General features: G+C 68.6%; 13 protein-coding genes. 6 read left to right on the plus strand and 7 right to left on the minus strand.

The genetic code is table 11. The annotated features are described in order from the left end of the window. Positions 1-6: 6 nt before the first annotated feature. On the minus strand, positions 7-1,878 hold the full coding sequence (locus ACZ5CR_RS02075) for a transketolase (RefSeq protein WP_468852658.1): 1,872 nt from the start codon (positions 1,876-1,878) through the stop codon (positions 7-9). 551 nt (positions 1,879-2,429) lie between these two features. Here ACZ5CR_RS02075 and ACZ5CR_RS02080 point away from each other — a divergent pair. From ACZ5CR_RS02080 to ACZ5CR_RS02090, 3 genes are all read left to right on the plus strand, one after another. After that, on the plus strand, positions 2,430-3,056 hold the full coding sequence (locus ACZ5CR_RS02080; protein ID WP_468852660.1) for an SH3 domain-containing protein: 627 nt from the start codon (positions 2,430-2,432) through the stop codon (positions 3,054-3,056). 570 nt (positions 3,057-3,626) lie between these two features. Further along, positions 3,627-4,037 (plus strand): DUF1622 domain-containing protein, encoded by a 411-nt coding sequence (locus ACZ5CR_RS02085; protein WP_468852984.1) that lies wholly within the window; start codon positions 3,627-3,629, stop codon positions 4,035-4,037. After that, positions 4,034-4,321 carry a hypothetical protein gene (locus tag ACZ5CR_RS02090; protein WP_468852661.1) on the plus strand — a complete coding sequence of 96 codons (288 nt, stop codon included), beginning with the start codon at positions 4,034-4,036 and terminating at the stop codon, positions 4,319-4,321. The genes ACZ5CR_RS02085 and ACZ5CR_RS02090 overlap by 4 nt, the downstream gene beginning before the upstream one ends. A 601-nt stretch (positions 4,322-4,922) precedes the next feature. On the opposite strand, the gene ACZ5CR_RS02095 is transcribed toward ACZ5CR_RS02090, so the two are convergent. After that, the gene (locus tag ACZ5CR_RS02095; protein ID WP_468852663.1) at positions 4,923-5,276 is read right to left on the minus strand and encodes a hypothetical protein; all 354 of its coding nucleotides are present in this window, start codon (positions 5,274-5,276) and stop codon (positions 4,923-4,925) included. A 58-nt stretch (positions 5,277-5,334) separates the two neighbouring features. On the opposite strand from ACZ5CR_RS02095, the gene ACZ5CR_RS02100 reads away from it, so the two are divergent. After that, positions 5,335-6,192: a LysR family transcriptional regulator gene (locus ACZ5CR_RS02100; RefSeq protein WP_468852665.1), complete on the plus strand. Its 858-nt coding sequence runs from the start codon at positions 5,335-5,337 to the stop codon at positions 6,190-6,192. Positions 6,193-7,138: 946 nt separating this feature from the next. On the opposite strand, the gene ACZ5CR_RS02105 is transcribed toward ACZ5CR_RS02100, so the two are convergent. Beyond that, positions 7,139-8,188: a zinc-binding dehydrogenase gene (locus tag ACZ5CR_RS02105; protein ID WP_468852668.1), complete on the minus strand. Its 1,050-nt coding sequence runs from the start codon at positions 8,186-8,188 to the stop codon at positions 7,139-7,141. A 92-nt stretch (positions 8,189-8,280) separates the two neighbouring features. On the opposite strand from ACZ5CR_RS02105, the gene ACZ5CR_RS02110 reads away from it, so the two are divergent. Together ACZ5CR_RS02110 and ACZ5CR_RS02115 are read left to right on the plus strand one after the other, a co-directional pair. Beyond that, positions 8,281-8,838 carry a TetR/AcrR family transcriptional regulator gene (locus tag ACZ5CR_RS02110; protein WP_468852670.1) on the plus strand — a complete coding sequence of 186 codons (558 nt, stop codon included), beginning with the start codon at positions 8,281-8,283 and terminating at the stop codon, positions 8,836-8,838. A 1,563-nt stretch (positions 8,839-10,401) separates the two neighbouring features. Then, positions 10,402-10,620 carry a hypothetical protein gene (locus ACZ5CR_RS02115; RefSeq protein WP_468852672.1) on the plus strand — a complete coding sequence of 73 codons (219 nt, stop codon included), beginning with the start codon at positions 10,402-10,404 and terminating at the stop codon, positions 10,618-10,620. A 380-nt stretch (positions 10,621-11,000) separates the two neighbouring features. On the opposite strand, the gene ACZ5CR_RS02120 is transcribed toward ACZ5CR_RS02115, so the two are convergent. From ACZ5CR_RS02120 to ACZ5CR_RS02135, 4 genes are all read right to left on the minus strand, one after another. Further along, entirely contained in the window at positions 11,001-11,759 is a 759-nt protein-coding gene (locus tag ACZ5CR_RS02120; protein ID WP_468852674.1) for a DUF3159 domain-containing protein, read from the minus strand. A gap of 3 nt (positions 11,760-11,762) precedes the next feature. After that, a complete protein-coding gene (locus ACZ5CR_RS02125) occupies positions 11,763-12,161 on the minus strand; it encodes an OB-fold nucleic acid binding domain-containing protein (protein WP_468852675.1) in 399 nt (132 codons plus the stop codon). 89 nt (positions 12,162-12,250) lie between these two features. Then, entirely contained in the window at positions 12,251-12,967 is a 717-nt protein-coding gene (locus ACZ5CR_RS02130; protein ID WP_389916982.1) for a response regulator, read from the minus strand. Between the two features lie 80 nt (positions 12,968-13,047). Continuing rightward, complete coding sequence (locus ACZ5CR_RS02135; protein WP_468852677.1) at positions 13,048-15,594, minus strand: DUF4118 domain-containing protein; 2,547 nt, start codon at positions 15,592-15,594, stop codon at positions 13,048-13,050. Positions 15,595-15,778 lie beyond the last annotated feature (184 nt).

A 15,778-nucleotide genomic window follows, 5' to 3' on the forward strand; every position in this document is an offset into this window, starting at 1 on the left:
TCGTCATCACCGTTGGAGGAGGGCGCGAGCTGCTTGGGCGATATGCGTGCGGGAGATGCCTGCTGCGTCGAGGAGTTCGGTGGTGGTGCCGGACCCTGGCAGGTTGGTTACGGCAAGGTGGGTGAAGTCAGGGCGGGTCGGCGTTGTGGTGAGGGCTGAGAGGACTGCTTCCCCGAGGCCTCCTTCGGGGTGATGGTCCTCGGCGACGACGAAGGCACCGGTGTCCTGTGCGGCACTGACGAGGGCGTTGGTGTCGATGGGCTTGATGGAGTAGGCATCAATGACGCGAGCCTGGATGCCTGCGGTGGCGAGGTCATCGGCGGCGGCGAGGCATTCGTGAAGTGTGACACCGGCTCCGATGAGGGTGACCTGGTCGTCATCGCTGCGGCGCGGGGTTTTCGAGCCTCCGACGGGGAAGCTCTGGTCGTCGGAGTACAGGACGGGGTAGGCGCCGCGGGTGGTGCGCAGGTAGGAGATGCCATGGAGGTCTGCCATGGCCGCGGTCAGTGCGGTGGCGGAGGTGGCGTCGCTGGGGTACAGGACGGTGGATCCGTGCACGGCGCGCATCATGGCGAGGTCTTCGACGCCCATCTGAGAGGGGCCGTCGGCGCCGATCTCCACTCCGCTGTGCGTTCCGCACAAGGCCATGGTGATCTCCGAAACGGCGGCCATGCGGATGAAGTCGTGCGCACGGGTCAGGAACGCGGCGAAGGTGGTGGCGTAGGGGCGATACCCGCAGACCGCCATGCCGACGGCGTCTGCGATCATCTGCTGCTCGGCGATGTAGGTCTGGAAGTAGCGCTCGGGGTATGCCTTCTTGAAGTCTTCGGCGTGCGTGGAGTTGCCGACCTCGGCGTCCAGGGCGACGACATCGGGATGTGCTCCAAGGGCGGTAAGCGCCTTTCCGAACGCGACACGGGTGGCTACCTCATCGCCCACTTCGAAGCGGGGCAGCTCTGCGGCGGCTGTCGCCGGAGCAGGAACAGGGGTGGCGTCGGGGGGCTGCGGGCCGCGCACCCGCAGGTCACGGATCCCGCCCAGTTCCGCGAGGGCGCGGTCGGCCAGGTCCTCGGGCAGGGGTTTGCCGTGCCACCCTTCCTTGTCGGCGACTTCGCTCACGCCCTGGCCCTTGACGGTCTTGGCGACGATGACGGTGGGGGCCTGGCCGTCGGCGGCGGTGGTCAGGGCCTGGTCAATCGCATCGAGGTCGTGGCCGTCGACGACGAGGGCACGGCAGCCGAATGCCTCGGCACGTCGGGCGTAGGTGTCGGTGTCCCACTCGAGCTCGGTGGGGCCGCTCTGGCCCAGCCGATTGACGTCGATGAGGGCAATGAAGTTGGCCAGCTGATGGTGCCCGGCCTTGTCGAGGGCTTCCCATACGGAGCCTTCGGCCATTTCGCTGTCTCCGCACAGGACCCATACCCGGTAGGGCTGCTTTGCCAGATCCCGTCCGGCCAATGCGATGCCGACGCCATAGGCGATGCCCTGGCCCAGAGAGCCGGTGGCCACGTCCACCCAGGGCAGTTCCGGAGTGGGGTGTCCCTGCAGGCGGTGGCCGGATCGGCGGTAGGTGGTCATCAGCTCCTTGTCGCTGACGACGCCGGCCGCTTTGAACATGGCGTACAGCAGGGGCGAGGCATGCCCCTTGGAGAAGATCATGTGGTCGGCGGCGCGGTGGTCCGGGTTCTGCCAGTCGTAGCGGAGGTGGCGCGTCATCAGCACGGCCATCAGATCGGCGGCGGAGAGACTCGAGGTGGGATGCCCGGAGCCGGCCGAAGTGCTGGCACGCACCGAGTCTACGCGCAGCTGCTGTGCGAGTTCGAAGACCTGGGACAGGTCGCTGCTGGCATCGAGCGTGCTTGTCTGGTCGTTGCTCATGACGGGGCCCTTCCGGGAACGAGGTGGCGGTTGAGGGATTCCCGTTCCGGTTGCCGGGTCACGGCCAATTTAAACTTTGCCCTCATTCGGCGGGTTGCGGGTTGTGTGAGCGAGCGAGGTATCGCGGGCGAAGGGCCGTAGCCAGACGTGGTGTCCGCCGTGGGCTGCGGGCAAGCACAGTAAGCGCCGGGTGGCTGGTGCTGTCGGCTCGCCCGCGAGTTCCCCGGAGGCCCGTAGCACAGGGCACGCCGCAGGGCGATGCGTGCGGGGGGGGCATTGAGCCGCACCCTCACGGGCGGCGGGCGGCGGGCGGCGGGCGGAATCGCGGTAGGCGCGTACCGGCTCCGCTACGGGGTGGGACCGCGGACTGCGTCGGCCCCGGCCTCTGGTCAGTAGATCCGTCGGTTGATCACATGCTCCTGCATTTCGGTGACGGAGGGCGCGTCGTGGGGTGGGTGCCTCGATATGTCCGGTGCCGGACCTACGTTTCCTCCACGGTGCACAGCTCAGGGTTCCGCTCGGAACCGCCGACCGCCCCAAAGGAGAACGCAATGATGGTTCGCAATGCCGTGAGCGGGTGTGCGGCGGTGGCTCTCGCCTCCGTGGCGATGACAGGCCTCGCGTATGCAGATGCTCCCGCCGTGCCGACACCCGGCGCGGCGATGGCGCCGCGGGTCACGGTCACCCCGGCGATGGCCAAACAGAAGGCCACGGTCACGGTCAAGGTCGTGGGCGCTCCGAGAACGTGCCGTTCGGTGCAGGCGCGGTCCGATGCCTTCGCCAAGGCAGTGGCGCTGGCGAAGAGGGGCAACCCGCCGGTGTACGCGGGCCAGGCAGGGGTGAAGGCGAATGCTGCCCCGGGTGCTCACCAGGTCATGGTCGGGGGAGTCGGCTGTGGAAAGTGGACGGCGAAGGCCAAGCTCACTGTTCTCGCACCTGCCCCGAAGCCGGTGACGGGCAAGGTCATCTCAAAGGCCGGCGTGCACGTACGCCAGCAGCCGACCTCCAACTCGCGGGTCACTGGGGCCTACCGGAGCGGACAGACCATTGACCTGATCTGCCGCAAGGCCGGTCAGCCCGTCGGTGGCAACCGCACCTGGTACAAGGTCAAGACGCCCCAGGGGTGGGTCACCGCTCGCTACGTGAAGGCCAACGGCGCGGTTCCTCCCTGCAAGTGATCGAGCCGTCTGTGTTCCGTTCGGTGAGGGCGGCACTCGACGCTTGTCTCGTCCTCGACAGCTGCCTCACCGGCGCCAGTCTGCTCCTGTAGGGGCTCTGGGCACGGGCTGCATGCGGCTGTGCCGGTGCGCCCCGATGGCCCCGTGACCTCGGGACAGGGGACGGCGGGGTGGGGGGGATGGTTACATCGAGTGGCCTCGCCGTGGATGTCTCGACCTCAAGTTCAGGGTGAGGTTGACGTGGCAGGGGCAGTGATGAGGGAGGCGGCGTCGCACACGGCAGTGGCCGGGGTGGTCGCGGCCGTCGGGGCCTTGATGCCGGAGGGCGAGGGGTGGCTGAGGCGACACCGCTGTCCTTTACCTCGGCTTCCCGCGCCATCCGCGTCGAGACGGGTCAGGCCATGTCGTCTTCCGCCATGGCCCCGCCTGCCATCCGCTGTGGCCACGGACCGGTCGGCCGAGATCCTGCTCGTCCTCGACCGCAACGGCGAGCGCAGCCACCTGCACGCCGGGGCAGTCAGGCTCGAACTCGTCCTTGCGCCTTGGGTGTTCGGGGAAGATCCTCCATCAATGACCCCGTTGGTGGACATGCTGCCCGAGTCGACCCTGCACGATGTGATCGGTCTGCTGGTCAGGCTGGTCGAGTCAGCGGGCGCACTGGTCATCTTCATCGGTGCGGTGTGGGCGTTCGTGCAGTTCATCCGGGCGGGTGCGCGCGGGCGCCGTAGGGCAGCTGAGTTCAATCGCATCAGGCTGGGCCTGGGACGGTTCCTTGTCCTGGGTCTGGAGTTCCAGCTGGCGGGTGATGTGCTGCGTACGGCAGTCGCCCCGAGCTTCGCCGAGATCGGCCAGCTGGCAGCTATCGCAGCCATCCGGACCGCGCTGAACTATTTCCTGGGACGGGAGATCGCCCAGGAGCGGGTCGAGGTCGAACAAGGGGCCGCACCGCCTTCGCACGGCGCCAAGGGACAGCCGACATGAGCGAGTGGCCGCAGACGGCTGCTGTGCTGATCGCCGCGCTCGGCCTCGTCGCGGCAGCAGCGGCCTGGCGCCTCACGCACACCGTGCGACAGGCCCTGACCGCGCTGCTTGACTTCCTGACCGCCGCCCTACTGCTCCGGCTAGCCGGCAAGCCGTCCTGGGACAGCATCATCCTGGCAGCAGCGGTGATAGTGCTGCGCGGGCTCCTCGGTGCCTGCCCCACCCGGTCCGAGCCGGACCAGACCATCCGCGGTGGAGTCCGGCCTGTCAGGCCAGGCCGATGAGGCCTCGACGGCGCTGTCATGCGCGGTGAACGTCTAGACCAGGCGTGAGAAACCCGCGTACGAGCTGCGGAACCCGTAGACGATCTTGCGTGTCGGCTTTGCGGCGCATCGAGGGCCACCGCCCCTGGAAGCTGCCAGGCACAGCACCGCCGGGCTCCGTTCTTCCGGGCACGGATCCGGCGTTGCCTCAGAGCCGAACAGGACCAGCCGGCCGCCCCTCCATCTCCGGCCGGTGTCATGTCGGCAGATCAGCTGCCGGAACGAAGGCCAGACGGGCGGCCGCCCCGCCGTCGTTCCTTTCGGTATCGACGGCTCCAGTGCCGCCTATTGCTCGTCCGTGAGATCTCCCCGCTCCATGAACCGTAATCATGATCACGGCTCGCTGCACGGACTGCTCATGGCCGATGTCGACGGCCACGGCCTCAGCCCGGCGGCCCTCCTTCAGGATCAGGTCCACGGTCTGGCGGGTGCTGTGCTCGTCCAGGTCGAGTGCAGCGCCCGCGGCCCCGCGCTGGGCGAAGCCGGGCGAACTCGAGCGCGGCGGCGCGCCCGATTCCGCTGCTGGCGCCGGTGGCTACACCGGCCTAGCCGGTGTAGCCGCTCACGCCAGTGGCTCGTGGTTGACCCAGATTGCCTTGTAGGGGTGGCGGCTCTGCCAGCGCTTGATGAGGTCGACTGTCCCGGGCATGGTGAAGGTTGCGTTCAGGGCATCGAGGTCGGTCAGGCGCAGTTGCAGGATGGCGCTGGCGATGGCCACCGGGGCGTGGTCGTCGCCCGGGACGCGGATGTGATGCCGGGTCGCGACCGACTCGACCAGACCGGATCCCTTCACGAGTTCCTCGAACTCCTTGAGGTACTGGTCCAGCTCACTCGCGGGAATCGGATTGTCGAACGCTACGATCATCGTGTGGTGAATCATGCCTTCAGAGAACAGGCATTTTTCGCGCCCGTCCAAGATCTATCCGTTCCCATTCAATGCCTGACGGGAATGGATCAGGCGGTAGCCTTTCGGCGTGGCTGAGCTAGAGACCCGCGAGCTGGAGTACTTCGTCGCCGTGGCCGAGGAACTGCACTTCGGTCGTGCCGCGGCCTGCCTGGCGATTGCGCAGCCGGCCCTGTCCAAAGCGGTCCGGCGCCTGGAGTCCCGGCTCGGAGTGAAGCTGCTGGAGCGCTCCAGCAGGCACGTCGCCCTCACTCCCGCCGGCGAAGCACTCCTGCACCATGGTCGGCACGCACTCAACGCTGTCAGTGCGGCTGCGGAGAAGGCCCGCCGGGCCGGAGATCAGCAAGCCCGCCTGCGCCTGGTGATCAAACCCGGCGGTGATGCGAACCTGCTGTCCGGCATCTTGGCCGCCTACGCCGGCCAGCCCGACGCCCGCCAGGTGGACATCCTCTTCGGCGGTGCCACCGATCGCGCCGATTACGTCCGCGATGGCCGCGCTGATGTTGCCCTGCTGTACGCGCCGTTCGACGACATGACCGGCCTGGACCACGAAACCCTGATGGTCGAAGGGCGTGTCGCGATCCTGCCGCCGGACCACCGGCTCGCCTCTCGCTCGGAGGTCACTCTCGCCGACCTCGCCCGGGAAACACTGCCACGCTGGAAAGGCGTGCGCTGGACCGGAGCACCCGAGGCCGGTGCGGGGCCCGAGATCACGGACGCAGCCGAAGCCCTGCAAATGATCAGACTGGGACGCACCATCGCGATCTTGCCCCGCTCACTGGCCCAGCCCATGCACCCCGACCTCGTCTACCGGCCCGTGAGCGACGCCCCCAACAGCGAACTCGTCCTCGCATGGTCGCAGGACGACCGCCGCCGCTTGGTCGCCTCCTTCATCACTGCCGCTCTAGACGCTGCGGGGACGGCTTGAGGATGCGGATGATTCCGCACGACCTGGGTGCAGTGGCGTAACAATACGAAGGCTGTGCGACGCGGCCGACGGGATCTCGACGTAGACGGCCGAGCGGAACGGTGTCGGGCCTCGTGCCGAAGCCAGAGAGTTGGGCTGTCGCCGGGCCGCGGTCGTGGGGCGCCGAGCGCAATGAGCTGGGCTGTGGCGTACTCGTGGCTGCCCTGTTCCAGGTGGTGGATCTTCTGCGCCGTGCGGTCGGGAAGTACGCGGGTTCGCGGATTCGCGTACGCCCTCCGGCAAGAATCCGCGTGCTGGGTGGCCCTGATGGGCATTCAGCACGCGGATTCGGTCGTGCGGGGAGTGGGAACCGATAGTCGCCGAGTTCGGCGGGGACGCGGCGTGAGGGCTGGATACCGGCCCGCCTGCGCACGACGTGGCCTCGTGCGGAAGACGCCGGTTCAGGCGGACTCGCGGAGCAGGGCGCAGGGGGCGCCCTTCACGTCTTGCCTGCGAGTGATGCCGTCTGTGTTCCGTTCCGTGCTCGTAGGCTCGGCGAGCTCGAGGACTCCGAGAACGTGAACACGGCCTCCGCCTGATGTGCTCCGGCCAGAGAGGCGGATCAGCGCGGAGGCCGTGAGGAATGAGTCTGCTGGACACAATGCCCAGCGGGAAGTGTTTGTGGGGGCGTCGCCCTTCCGGGAGGGTCTCTTCGACTGTTTGACCATGCGCTGGAGGTCCCGGGCAGGCAGACCGACGATGGCTCCGACGTCGGCATGGCGCAGCTGGTCGTGCAGGCCCGGGGCGGAGGCCCTCAGGGATCCCCATGCCTCACGCCCACATGACAGTCGGGGTGATGGTGAGCTGCCGCTTGGCCGTGCCATCGGGGCGGATCAGCCGCTATTGCATCCGGAAACCCGCGGGTCCTCCTGCCGGTGGCCGCGCGCGACTTGACCTCGGATGGAACTCAGGGGTGCATGACGATCTTTCCCACGTGGCCCCTGCGGGAGAGTTCTTCCTGCGCCTGAGCGGCCTGGTCCAGCGGAAAGGTCGCGGCGATGACGGGCTGGACCTCTGCCCGACGAGCCAGGTCCATGAGGAGGTCGAAGTGCGTGGGCGTGTGCATCGCGGAACCGATGACCTGGGCGTTGTGCAGGTAGAGACGGCGCACATCAAAGGTCACGCCGTATCCACCGAGCGCGCCGGCGATCACCCACCGGCCCCCTTCGCGCAGCAGCGGCAGCCCCTCGCTGACCAGTTCGCCGGCCACGACGTCGAGTGCGACGTCGATGCCCTCCGGTGCGGCGGCGCGGATCTGCTCGGCGATGTCTCCTGCGCGGTCGATGACTTCGTGCGCGCCCGCTTCGCGAACCGCCTCGATCTTGGATCCACTACTGATGGCGAGCACCCTTGCGCCGCGCGCACGGGCGATCTGCACCAGCGCGATGCCGACACCGCCGGACGCTCCCGAGACCAGGGCGGTTTCCCCCTTGCGCAGACGGCCTCGCTCGATCATGCCCAGAGCCGTGCCGTAAGCGGTCGGCAACGTCGCGAGCTGCTCGTCCGTGAGCGGAGATTCCGTCACGTCGTGCACGCGCTTCACCGGCGCCGTCACGTACTCGGCGTATCCGCCATCGCGTTCGCTCCCCATCAGGCCCACGGGGTTGGCGTCGGGCCCTTCGGTGTCGTAGATCGCGGGGTCGACGACCACTCGGCGTCCTACGAGGTCCTCCCGTACGCCGGTCCCGACGGCCACGACCCGTCCGGCCACGTCAGCGCCCTGGATGCGAGGGAAGTCGATCGGGCCGCGCCAGCCCGAGAGTGCCTTCGGGTCGTCCGGACGGCCATAGGCGCCCTCCCGGGTCCACAGGTCGGTGTTGTTCAGCGCTACCGCGCCGACGCGGACCAGCACTTCCCCTGCCTGAGGGGCGGGGACGGCGACCTCCGTCAGCTCAAGGACCTCCGGTCCACCGTGCCTGGTGATGCGCACCGCTCGCATGGAATCGGACACACCCATCGCTTGAACCTCCTCCAGGTATACTGATCTGTGAACATCTCCCACCGTACACCGTTCTGTGAAGGGGGTCCGTCGTGCAGGAAACGCGGCCGATGACGCCGGCCGGCCGGCGCATAGTGGCGGCTGCCGAGGAGTTGTTCTACCACCGCGGCATCACAGCGGTCGGTGTGGATCTGATCGCCGAGCACTCAGGCGTGACCAAGCGGACCCTGTACAACCAGTTCGGTTCGAAAGACCACCTCGTGGCGGCCTGTCTCACCGAACGCGACCAGCGCTGGCGCTCACTCGTCCGTGCCGCCGTTGACGCCGCCGGCACTCCGGCCGAGGCCGTCACCGCCCCCTTCGAGGCCCTGCGGACCTGGAGCGAGACCAACACCCGCGGATGTGCGTTCATCAACGCGCTGGCGGAACTCCCGGACCCCTCACATCCCGCACACCGCATCGCCGCGAATCAGAAGCTCTGGCTGCTGAACCTGTTCAAGGAACTCGCCGCCACAGCTGGCTGCTCGCACCCGGCCACCCTCGCGACCCAACTCCTTGTGCTGCACGAGGGTGCTGTGGCCACGCAGCCCCTCTCACTCGACACCCTTCCGGAGAGTGCTGACCTGGCACGAGTCCTGGTTCAGGCCAGCGCATCGCCCCGCCAGTAGAGCGTTTTCGGCAAGGTGCGGGCATACGGCCAGGCTGGGCGGTGCCCGGTGCCCGGTGCCCGGTGCCCTGCGATCGTAAGGCGGAGGATCGTCCTGGTGCGGGGTGTACGAAGGCAATTCCGACAACACGGCGAGGTAAGCGCCCCAGGCATCAAAACCCGGTCATGCCCCGCCGGACACGCCTGTTCCACCCTCAGACGGGCGGAGCCTTGAGGGTGACCGGGTGGGTGGCCTGTTCGGGGATTGGCCCCAGGGGTTTGCCGGTGGAGCGTTCGGCGGTCTTGCGGGGGAGCTGTCCGACGATGAGGGTGGCGGGCTGGATCTCCTCGCGGGGCGCGCTGTGGGGCGCCGTGGGCGGCAGATGGGGCTGGGCCGCGGTTGAGAGCCCAGTGGCGGGTTCCTGCCCTCAAGCCTGTCCGTGCGGTCTCCTTCAGGATTCGCCGACGGCGATCAGGCCCTCCTTGCCAACCTTGTGGCCCTCGTTGTCAGGTCCGCCATGGGCTTGCTGCTTCGGTGTGGCCGGCCTGCTCCACACCCGATCTAGAGCTCCGCTTCAACACGTGAGCGCCCGTCAGATCCGGGACGCGATCTTGTGCCGAATGCCAGATTTAGCCGCGTACGCGTCAAGCGGGCATGTAATCTCTTCACGCTTCCCACGCCAACTGCACGATGCAAGGTGGCGTGGTTGATCGACTGATAGGCCGGACACTCCGTGTCCGCGTTGGGGGACTTTAATGCGTACTCGTACTGCTGCAGCTTCGGTTGTTTTGATCCTGTGCACTGTGATGGGCTCGGCGGCCTGCTCGTCGCCCTCGGACGGCAACCCGTCTTCGGGTGCCTCGACCTCGGGCGAACAGGGGAAGAGCCAGCGCCAGGCGAAGAGGGTCGCCCCCGATGCCGATCCCTCGGCCTGCGCGACTTCCAGCGAGAAGATCCCGGAAGGCTGCGCGGTCGACATGGATGTAGCCGAGATGGACGAGGCAACTCCTGCCACGGAGCCGCCTGCGACGAATGCGTGGGTACCCTCGACGAAGTGACTGCGGCCATGACGGTTGGCCTGGCTCGACGGGGGAGCGTCGGAGTCGTCAGGGCTGAGAGCGCCGTCGGCGAGCCCGCGGTGCCCGCTCGATCGTGCGTCACATCTGTTATACGACCTAAGGTTTGTCGTCGGCCATGCAGGCGGCGTGTGTTGCGCCGTAGTAGCCGCAGCCGATCACGGTGAGCTTCATGAGCAGGGTTCCTTCCCGAGGTGGGGGGGCGCCGACGGCCCCCACCTCTACCCCGACCGGAAGGTGCGGGGTGCTCAGGCGGGCTGGTTAGCCTGGCTGCGAACCTGGATCGACCACGACAGCGAACTCCCCGTCATCGAGGGCACCCTGGGCCGCCTGGCCATCGATCACCTGCCATGCAACCGCGACGCGCCCGGCGGTATGGCTGTGGTCTTATACAACCGGGGCCAGCCCGTCCGACATCGATTTTGTCTGGTCGAGTTACCTGAGGAGGTTCGACCTGGAACACGCGTTTAGCCTGTTCAAGCAGACTCTTGGCTGGCCCCGGCCGCGCATGCGCGACCCCCACGCGGTGGAGCGGTGGATGTGGCTTGTCGTCATCGCGCACACCCAACTCCGCCTCGCCGCCCCGCTGACAGCCGACCAGCGCAAGCCCTGGGAGAAGACCACCCGCCTCGGCTCCAAGAACCAGCGCCCCGCCACCCGCCAGGACGTGGGCAAAACCGCCAAACGACCCAGCACTCTCTACGAACGCGACCACGCGAAACCTTAAGGATCAAACTTAGCTCTCGGTCATGTCGCCGTTGCTCCAGGCGTAGACCTTGTCTCCCTTGACCGCCACCCGTAGCTGGTACTGCCCGGAACAGTCGGGCCGTCCGTCCTCGGCCCCCACGTCTTGTGGCCACCAGCTCGCTACCAGCGTGGGCCCGTAGCCCCCTCGACGTGCGCACCGGCCTCCTGCTGCTCGCCGGGGCCGGATGAACCTGCGTAGCTTTCAAGCCCCCGGTTTTGGTCCTGCATTGCTGGCCGGCGTCGCCGTCGTGACAGTCCTGCACATCTTGTCGAGATGAAGGCAGCCGCCGGCGGGGGGGGGGGGGCCCCCCGCCCCCCCCGGCCCCCCCCCCCTCCGCGTACAGGCAAGTGCCTTGGCGGTCAGGCCTCTTTGCGATGCTGGCCCGCGGCCTTGCGCTCCTTCTCGGCGTTCTCCTGCGCCTCCATCTCCGCGAAGACGTCGATCGGCGCGGGCGCCTTCGCGAGGAAGACCCAGGTCAGCCAGACGGCGAGCAGGAACGGCGGGATCTTCAGGGCGATCAGGACCCAGCCGAACTGCGTCGTGTCCCCCCACCAGTAGAGCGGGAAGAGGATCGCGCACTTGGCGAGCAGGATCAGACCCCAGGCCCAACTCGCCTTCGTGTACGCCTTCTTGCGGCCCGGGTTGCGGGTCCGCCAGGAGAGGTTCTCCTTGAAGACCGGGCCCAGGATCAGGCCGATCAGCGGGACGCCCGCGAGGGCCGTGATGATGTAGGCGAGGGCGAGGCCCAGGGTGTAGAGCATGCCCGGCAGATAGAAGTCCTTGGCGTTGCCGGTCATCATCGCGAAGACCACACCGAAGGCGACACCGAAGACGCCGCTGAAGGCGTGCTTGACGGTGCCCTTCATGACAAGGCGGACCACCACGAGCACCAGGGACACCGCGAGGGCCGCGATGGCCGACATGTGCAGGTCCTTGTTGATCGTGAAGATGGTCACGAAGAGGAGGCCGGGGACGACGGTCTCCACCATGCCCCGCACGCCGCCGAACGCCTCGAAGAGCGCGGCCTCGGTCACGGCCCTGGAATCCGCTTCCTGGTCCGTGGTTCCGCGGTCCGTGGCTTCGTGGTCCGTCTCCGTCGGCTTGTCGAGGGACGTCACCGGCTACTCCCGTCCGAGGGGTCTGAGTTCGTACTTCGGGTTGAAGAGCACCCGGCGGCCCCGGCTCATCGAGACCCGGCCGGACGCGATCAGCCTGCGCCCCGGTTCTATCCCCACGATGGAGCGCCTGCCCAGCCACACCACGTCCAGTGCCGCGGAGCCGTCGAACAGCTCCGCCTCAAGGGCGGGGACGCCGGCGCGTGGTCGCAGGGTGACCGTGCGCAAGGTACCAGTAACCGTGACTATCTGGCGGTCGTGGCAGTCGCCGATACGGGTGCACCCCGCCGTCTCGGTGTCCTCGCGCAGCTCCTCCGACTCCAGGTCCTCCTGGGAGGACGACAGCCGGTCGAGCATGCGCCGGAAACGGCCTGCCGGCTTCGCGGAACCAGGAACAGCACTCATACACGAAGCGTACCGGGGGTCGCCGACAGTGCCGCAACGGGTGCGCTCACCTGTGCCTGCGCCCGCTCAGTCCGACCCCGAGCCGCGACTCACCGCTCGAACCTGTAACCCATTCCCGGCTCGGTGATGAAGTGCCGCGGATGCGCGGGGTCCGTCTCCAGCTTGCGCCGCAGCTGCGCCATGTAGACGCGCAGGTAATTCGTCTCCGTGCCGTACGAAGGGCCCCAGACCTCCTGGAGCAGCTGCTTCTGGCTGACCAGGCGCCCTGTGTTGCGCACCAGGACTTCGAGCAGATGCCATTCGGTGGGCGTCAGGCGTACGTCGCGCCCGCCGCGGTTGACCTTCTTGGCCGCCAGGTCGACCGTGAAGTCCTTGGTGTCCACCATCACGTCGTCCTCGCCCGCTCCCGCGGGCTCGGCCCTGCGGATGGAGGCGCGGAGCCGGGCCAGGAGCTCGTCCATGCCGAACGGCTTGGTCACGTAGTCGTCGGCGCCCGCGTCGAGCGCCTCGACCTTCTCGTCCGAGCTGTGCCGCGCGGAGAGCACCAGGATCGGCACACGCGTCCAGCCGCGCAGGCCCCTGATGACGTCGACCCCGTCCATGTCGGGCAGGCCGAGGTCGAGCACGATCACGTCGGGGTGGCGTGCGGCGGCGAGCTGGAGCGCGGTGGCTCCGTCCGGGGCCGCGTCCACGTCGTACTTGCGCGCCTTCAGGTTGATCACGAGGGCGCGGACGATCTGTGGCTCGTCGTCGACCACGAGCACCCTCGTGGGGGTCCTGGGGTCTCCCCCGGGAGAGTGCGGCATGCGCGTCTGCCTTTCGGGCCTGTGGGTCTTGTCGGCGGGGGCCGTCTTGTCGGTAGGGGCGGTCTCGTCGGTAGGGGCGGTCATGAGGTGGCCTGGGCGGAGAGATCCGGCAGGACCGGCGGTCCGCCCGCCGCCGCCCGCAGGGTGAGGACCATGGTGAGGCCGCCGCCCGGGGTGTCCTCCGCCTCGAGCGTGCCGCCCATGGACTCCACGAAGCCGCGTGCGACCGCGAGGCCCAGGCCCACGCCCGCGCCCCGCGGAGCGTCACCGTAGCGCTGGAACGGCTCGAAGATGCGCTCCTTGGCCCCGTCCGGGACACCGGGGCCGCGGTCCACGACGCGCAGCTCGACGCGGTCGCCGAGCGTGCTCGCGGAGACCAGGACCGGTTCGGCGTCGAGGCTGTACTTGACGGCGTTCTCGACGATGTTGGCGACAGCGCGCTCAAGGAGGCCCTTGTCGACGGTGACCATGGGCAGCGTCTCGGGGATGTCGAGGTCCGCGCTGCCGTCGGGTACGCCGCCGAGCGCCATCGGGACGACCTCGTCGAGGTCGATCTCGCGGATCAGCGGGGTGACGGTGCCGGTCTGCAGGCGGGACATGTCCAGGAGGTTGCCGACCAGGTGGTCAAGGCGGTCGGCGCCGTCCTCGATGCCTTCGAGGAGCTCGGCCTGGTCCTCGTCGGACCAGGCCACGTCGTCGGAGCGCAGGGAGGAGACGGCGGCCTTGATGCCCGCGAGGGGCGTACGCAGGTCATGGCTGACGGCGGCGAGCAGCGCGGTGCGTATGCGGTTGCCCTCGGCGAGGGTGCGGGCCTGCTGCGCCTCGTCCTTGAGGCGCCTGCGGTCAAGGACGACGACGGCCTGCGCGGCGAACGCGGCGAGCACCCTGCGGTCCTCGGCGGGCAGCACCCGGCCGGACAGGGCGAGCGCCATGTGGTCGCCGACCGGCATGTCCACGTCCGCGTCCTCGGGCCGCTCGATCGTGCGGCCCTCGCCGACCCGGCCCGCGCAGGTCCAGGGGGCGACGTCGCTCGCCCGCTCCAGGAGGGCCACGGAGTCCATGCTGAACGTCTCGCGCACGCGTTCGAGCAGAGCGTCCAGGCTGGTCTCGCCGCGCAGCACGCTTCCGGCGAGGAAGGAGAGTATCTCCGACTCCGCGCGCAGCCTGGCGGCCTGGTGGGTACGGCGTGCGGCGAGGTCCACGACGGAGGCGACGGAGATCGCCACACCCACGAAGACGACGATCGCGACGATGTTCTTGGAGTCGGAGATCGTCCACAGATGCAGCGGCGGCGTGAAGTAGTAGTTCAGGAGCAGCGAGCCGAAGGCCGCCGACGCCAGGGCCGGAAGGAGGCCGCCGAGCAGGGCGGCGGCGACCGTGAGCGTCAGGAAGAGCAGCATGTCGTTGGCGAGGCCGAGGTTCGCGTCGACATGGGTCAGGAGCAGCGTCAGGAGCGCCGGGCCGCCCACGCCCACCAGCCAGCCCCAGATGGACCGGGAGCGCCCGAGCCGTGCACCGCGCGCCACGGGCAGGCCGCGGCCCTTGGCGACCTCGTCGTGCGTGACGATGTGGACGTCCAGATCGGGACCCGATTCGCGGGCGACCGTCGCGCCGACGCCGGGTCCGAAGATGTACTGCCAGGTCTTGCGGCGCGAGGAGCCCAGGACGATCTGGGTGGCGTTCACGCCGCGGGCGAAGTCGAGCAGCGCGGCAGGTATGTCGTCGCCGATGACGTGGTGGAAGGTGCCGCCCAGGTCCTCCACGAGGGTGCGCTGGACCGCGAGCTCCTTGGGCGAGGCCGCGGTCAGGCCGTCGCTGCGGGCGATGTAGACGGCGAGGATCTCGCTGCCCGAGCCCTTGGCGGCCATCCGCGACGCACGGCGGATCAGGGTGCGGCCCTCGGGGCCGCCGGTCAGGCCGACGGCGATGCGCTCGCGGGCCTGCCAGGTGGAGCGGATGTCGTGCTCGCCGCGGTACTGCTGAAGGTATTCGTCGACCCGGTCGGCGACCCAGAGCAGCGCCAGCTCGCGCAGGGCGGTGAGGTTGCCGGGCCGGAAGTAGTTGGACAGGGCCGCGTCCACCCGGTCGGGCTTGTAGATGTTGCCGTGGGCCATGCGGCGGCGCAGCGCCTGTGGCGACATGTCGACCAGCTCTATCTGATCCGCGCGCCGCACCACCTCGTCCGGCACGGTCTCGCGCTGGCGTACGCCGGTGATCGACTCGACGACGTCGCCAAGCGACTCCAGGTGCTGGATGTTCACGGTGGAGACGACGTCCATGCCCGCGGCGAGCAGCTCTTCGACGTCCTGCCAGCGCTTGGCGTTGCGGGATCCCGGGACATTGGTGTGCGCCAGTTCGTCCACCAGGGCGACGGCGGGCGCCCGCTCCAGGACGGCGTCCACGTCCATCTCGGTGAACAGGCCGCCCCGGTAGTCGAGGTCCTTGCGGGACACCTGCTCGAGGCCGTGCAGCATCACTTCGGTGCGGGGCCTGTCGTGGTGCTCCACGAAGGCCACGACGCAGTCCGTGCCGCGCTCGATGCGGCGGTGGGCCTCGGACAGCATCGCGTACGTCTTGCCGACGCCCGGTGCCGAACCGAGGTATATCCGAAGCTTGCCGCGTGCCATGGCCCCATTGTCTTCCCGAATCCGCTCTGTACGCAGCGTCGACCTTACGGCTAACAATTCCCGCGAAACGGACGAAGGTGCGCCCGGGGGCTCTCTTTGACGCAACCCTGATGTGCCAGGTCGGGGATGAGGCAGGCAGGGGATGAGGCAGGACGGGCCGGGCGCCGGTGTGGTCACCGCGCGC

The sequence above is a fragment of the Streptomyces sp. NPDC031274 genome (genome assembly GCF_055570235.1).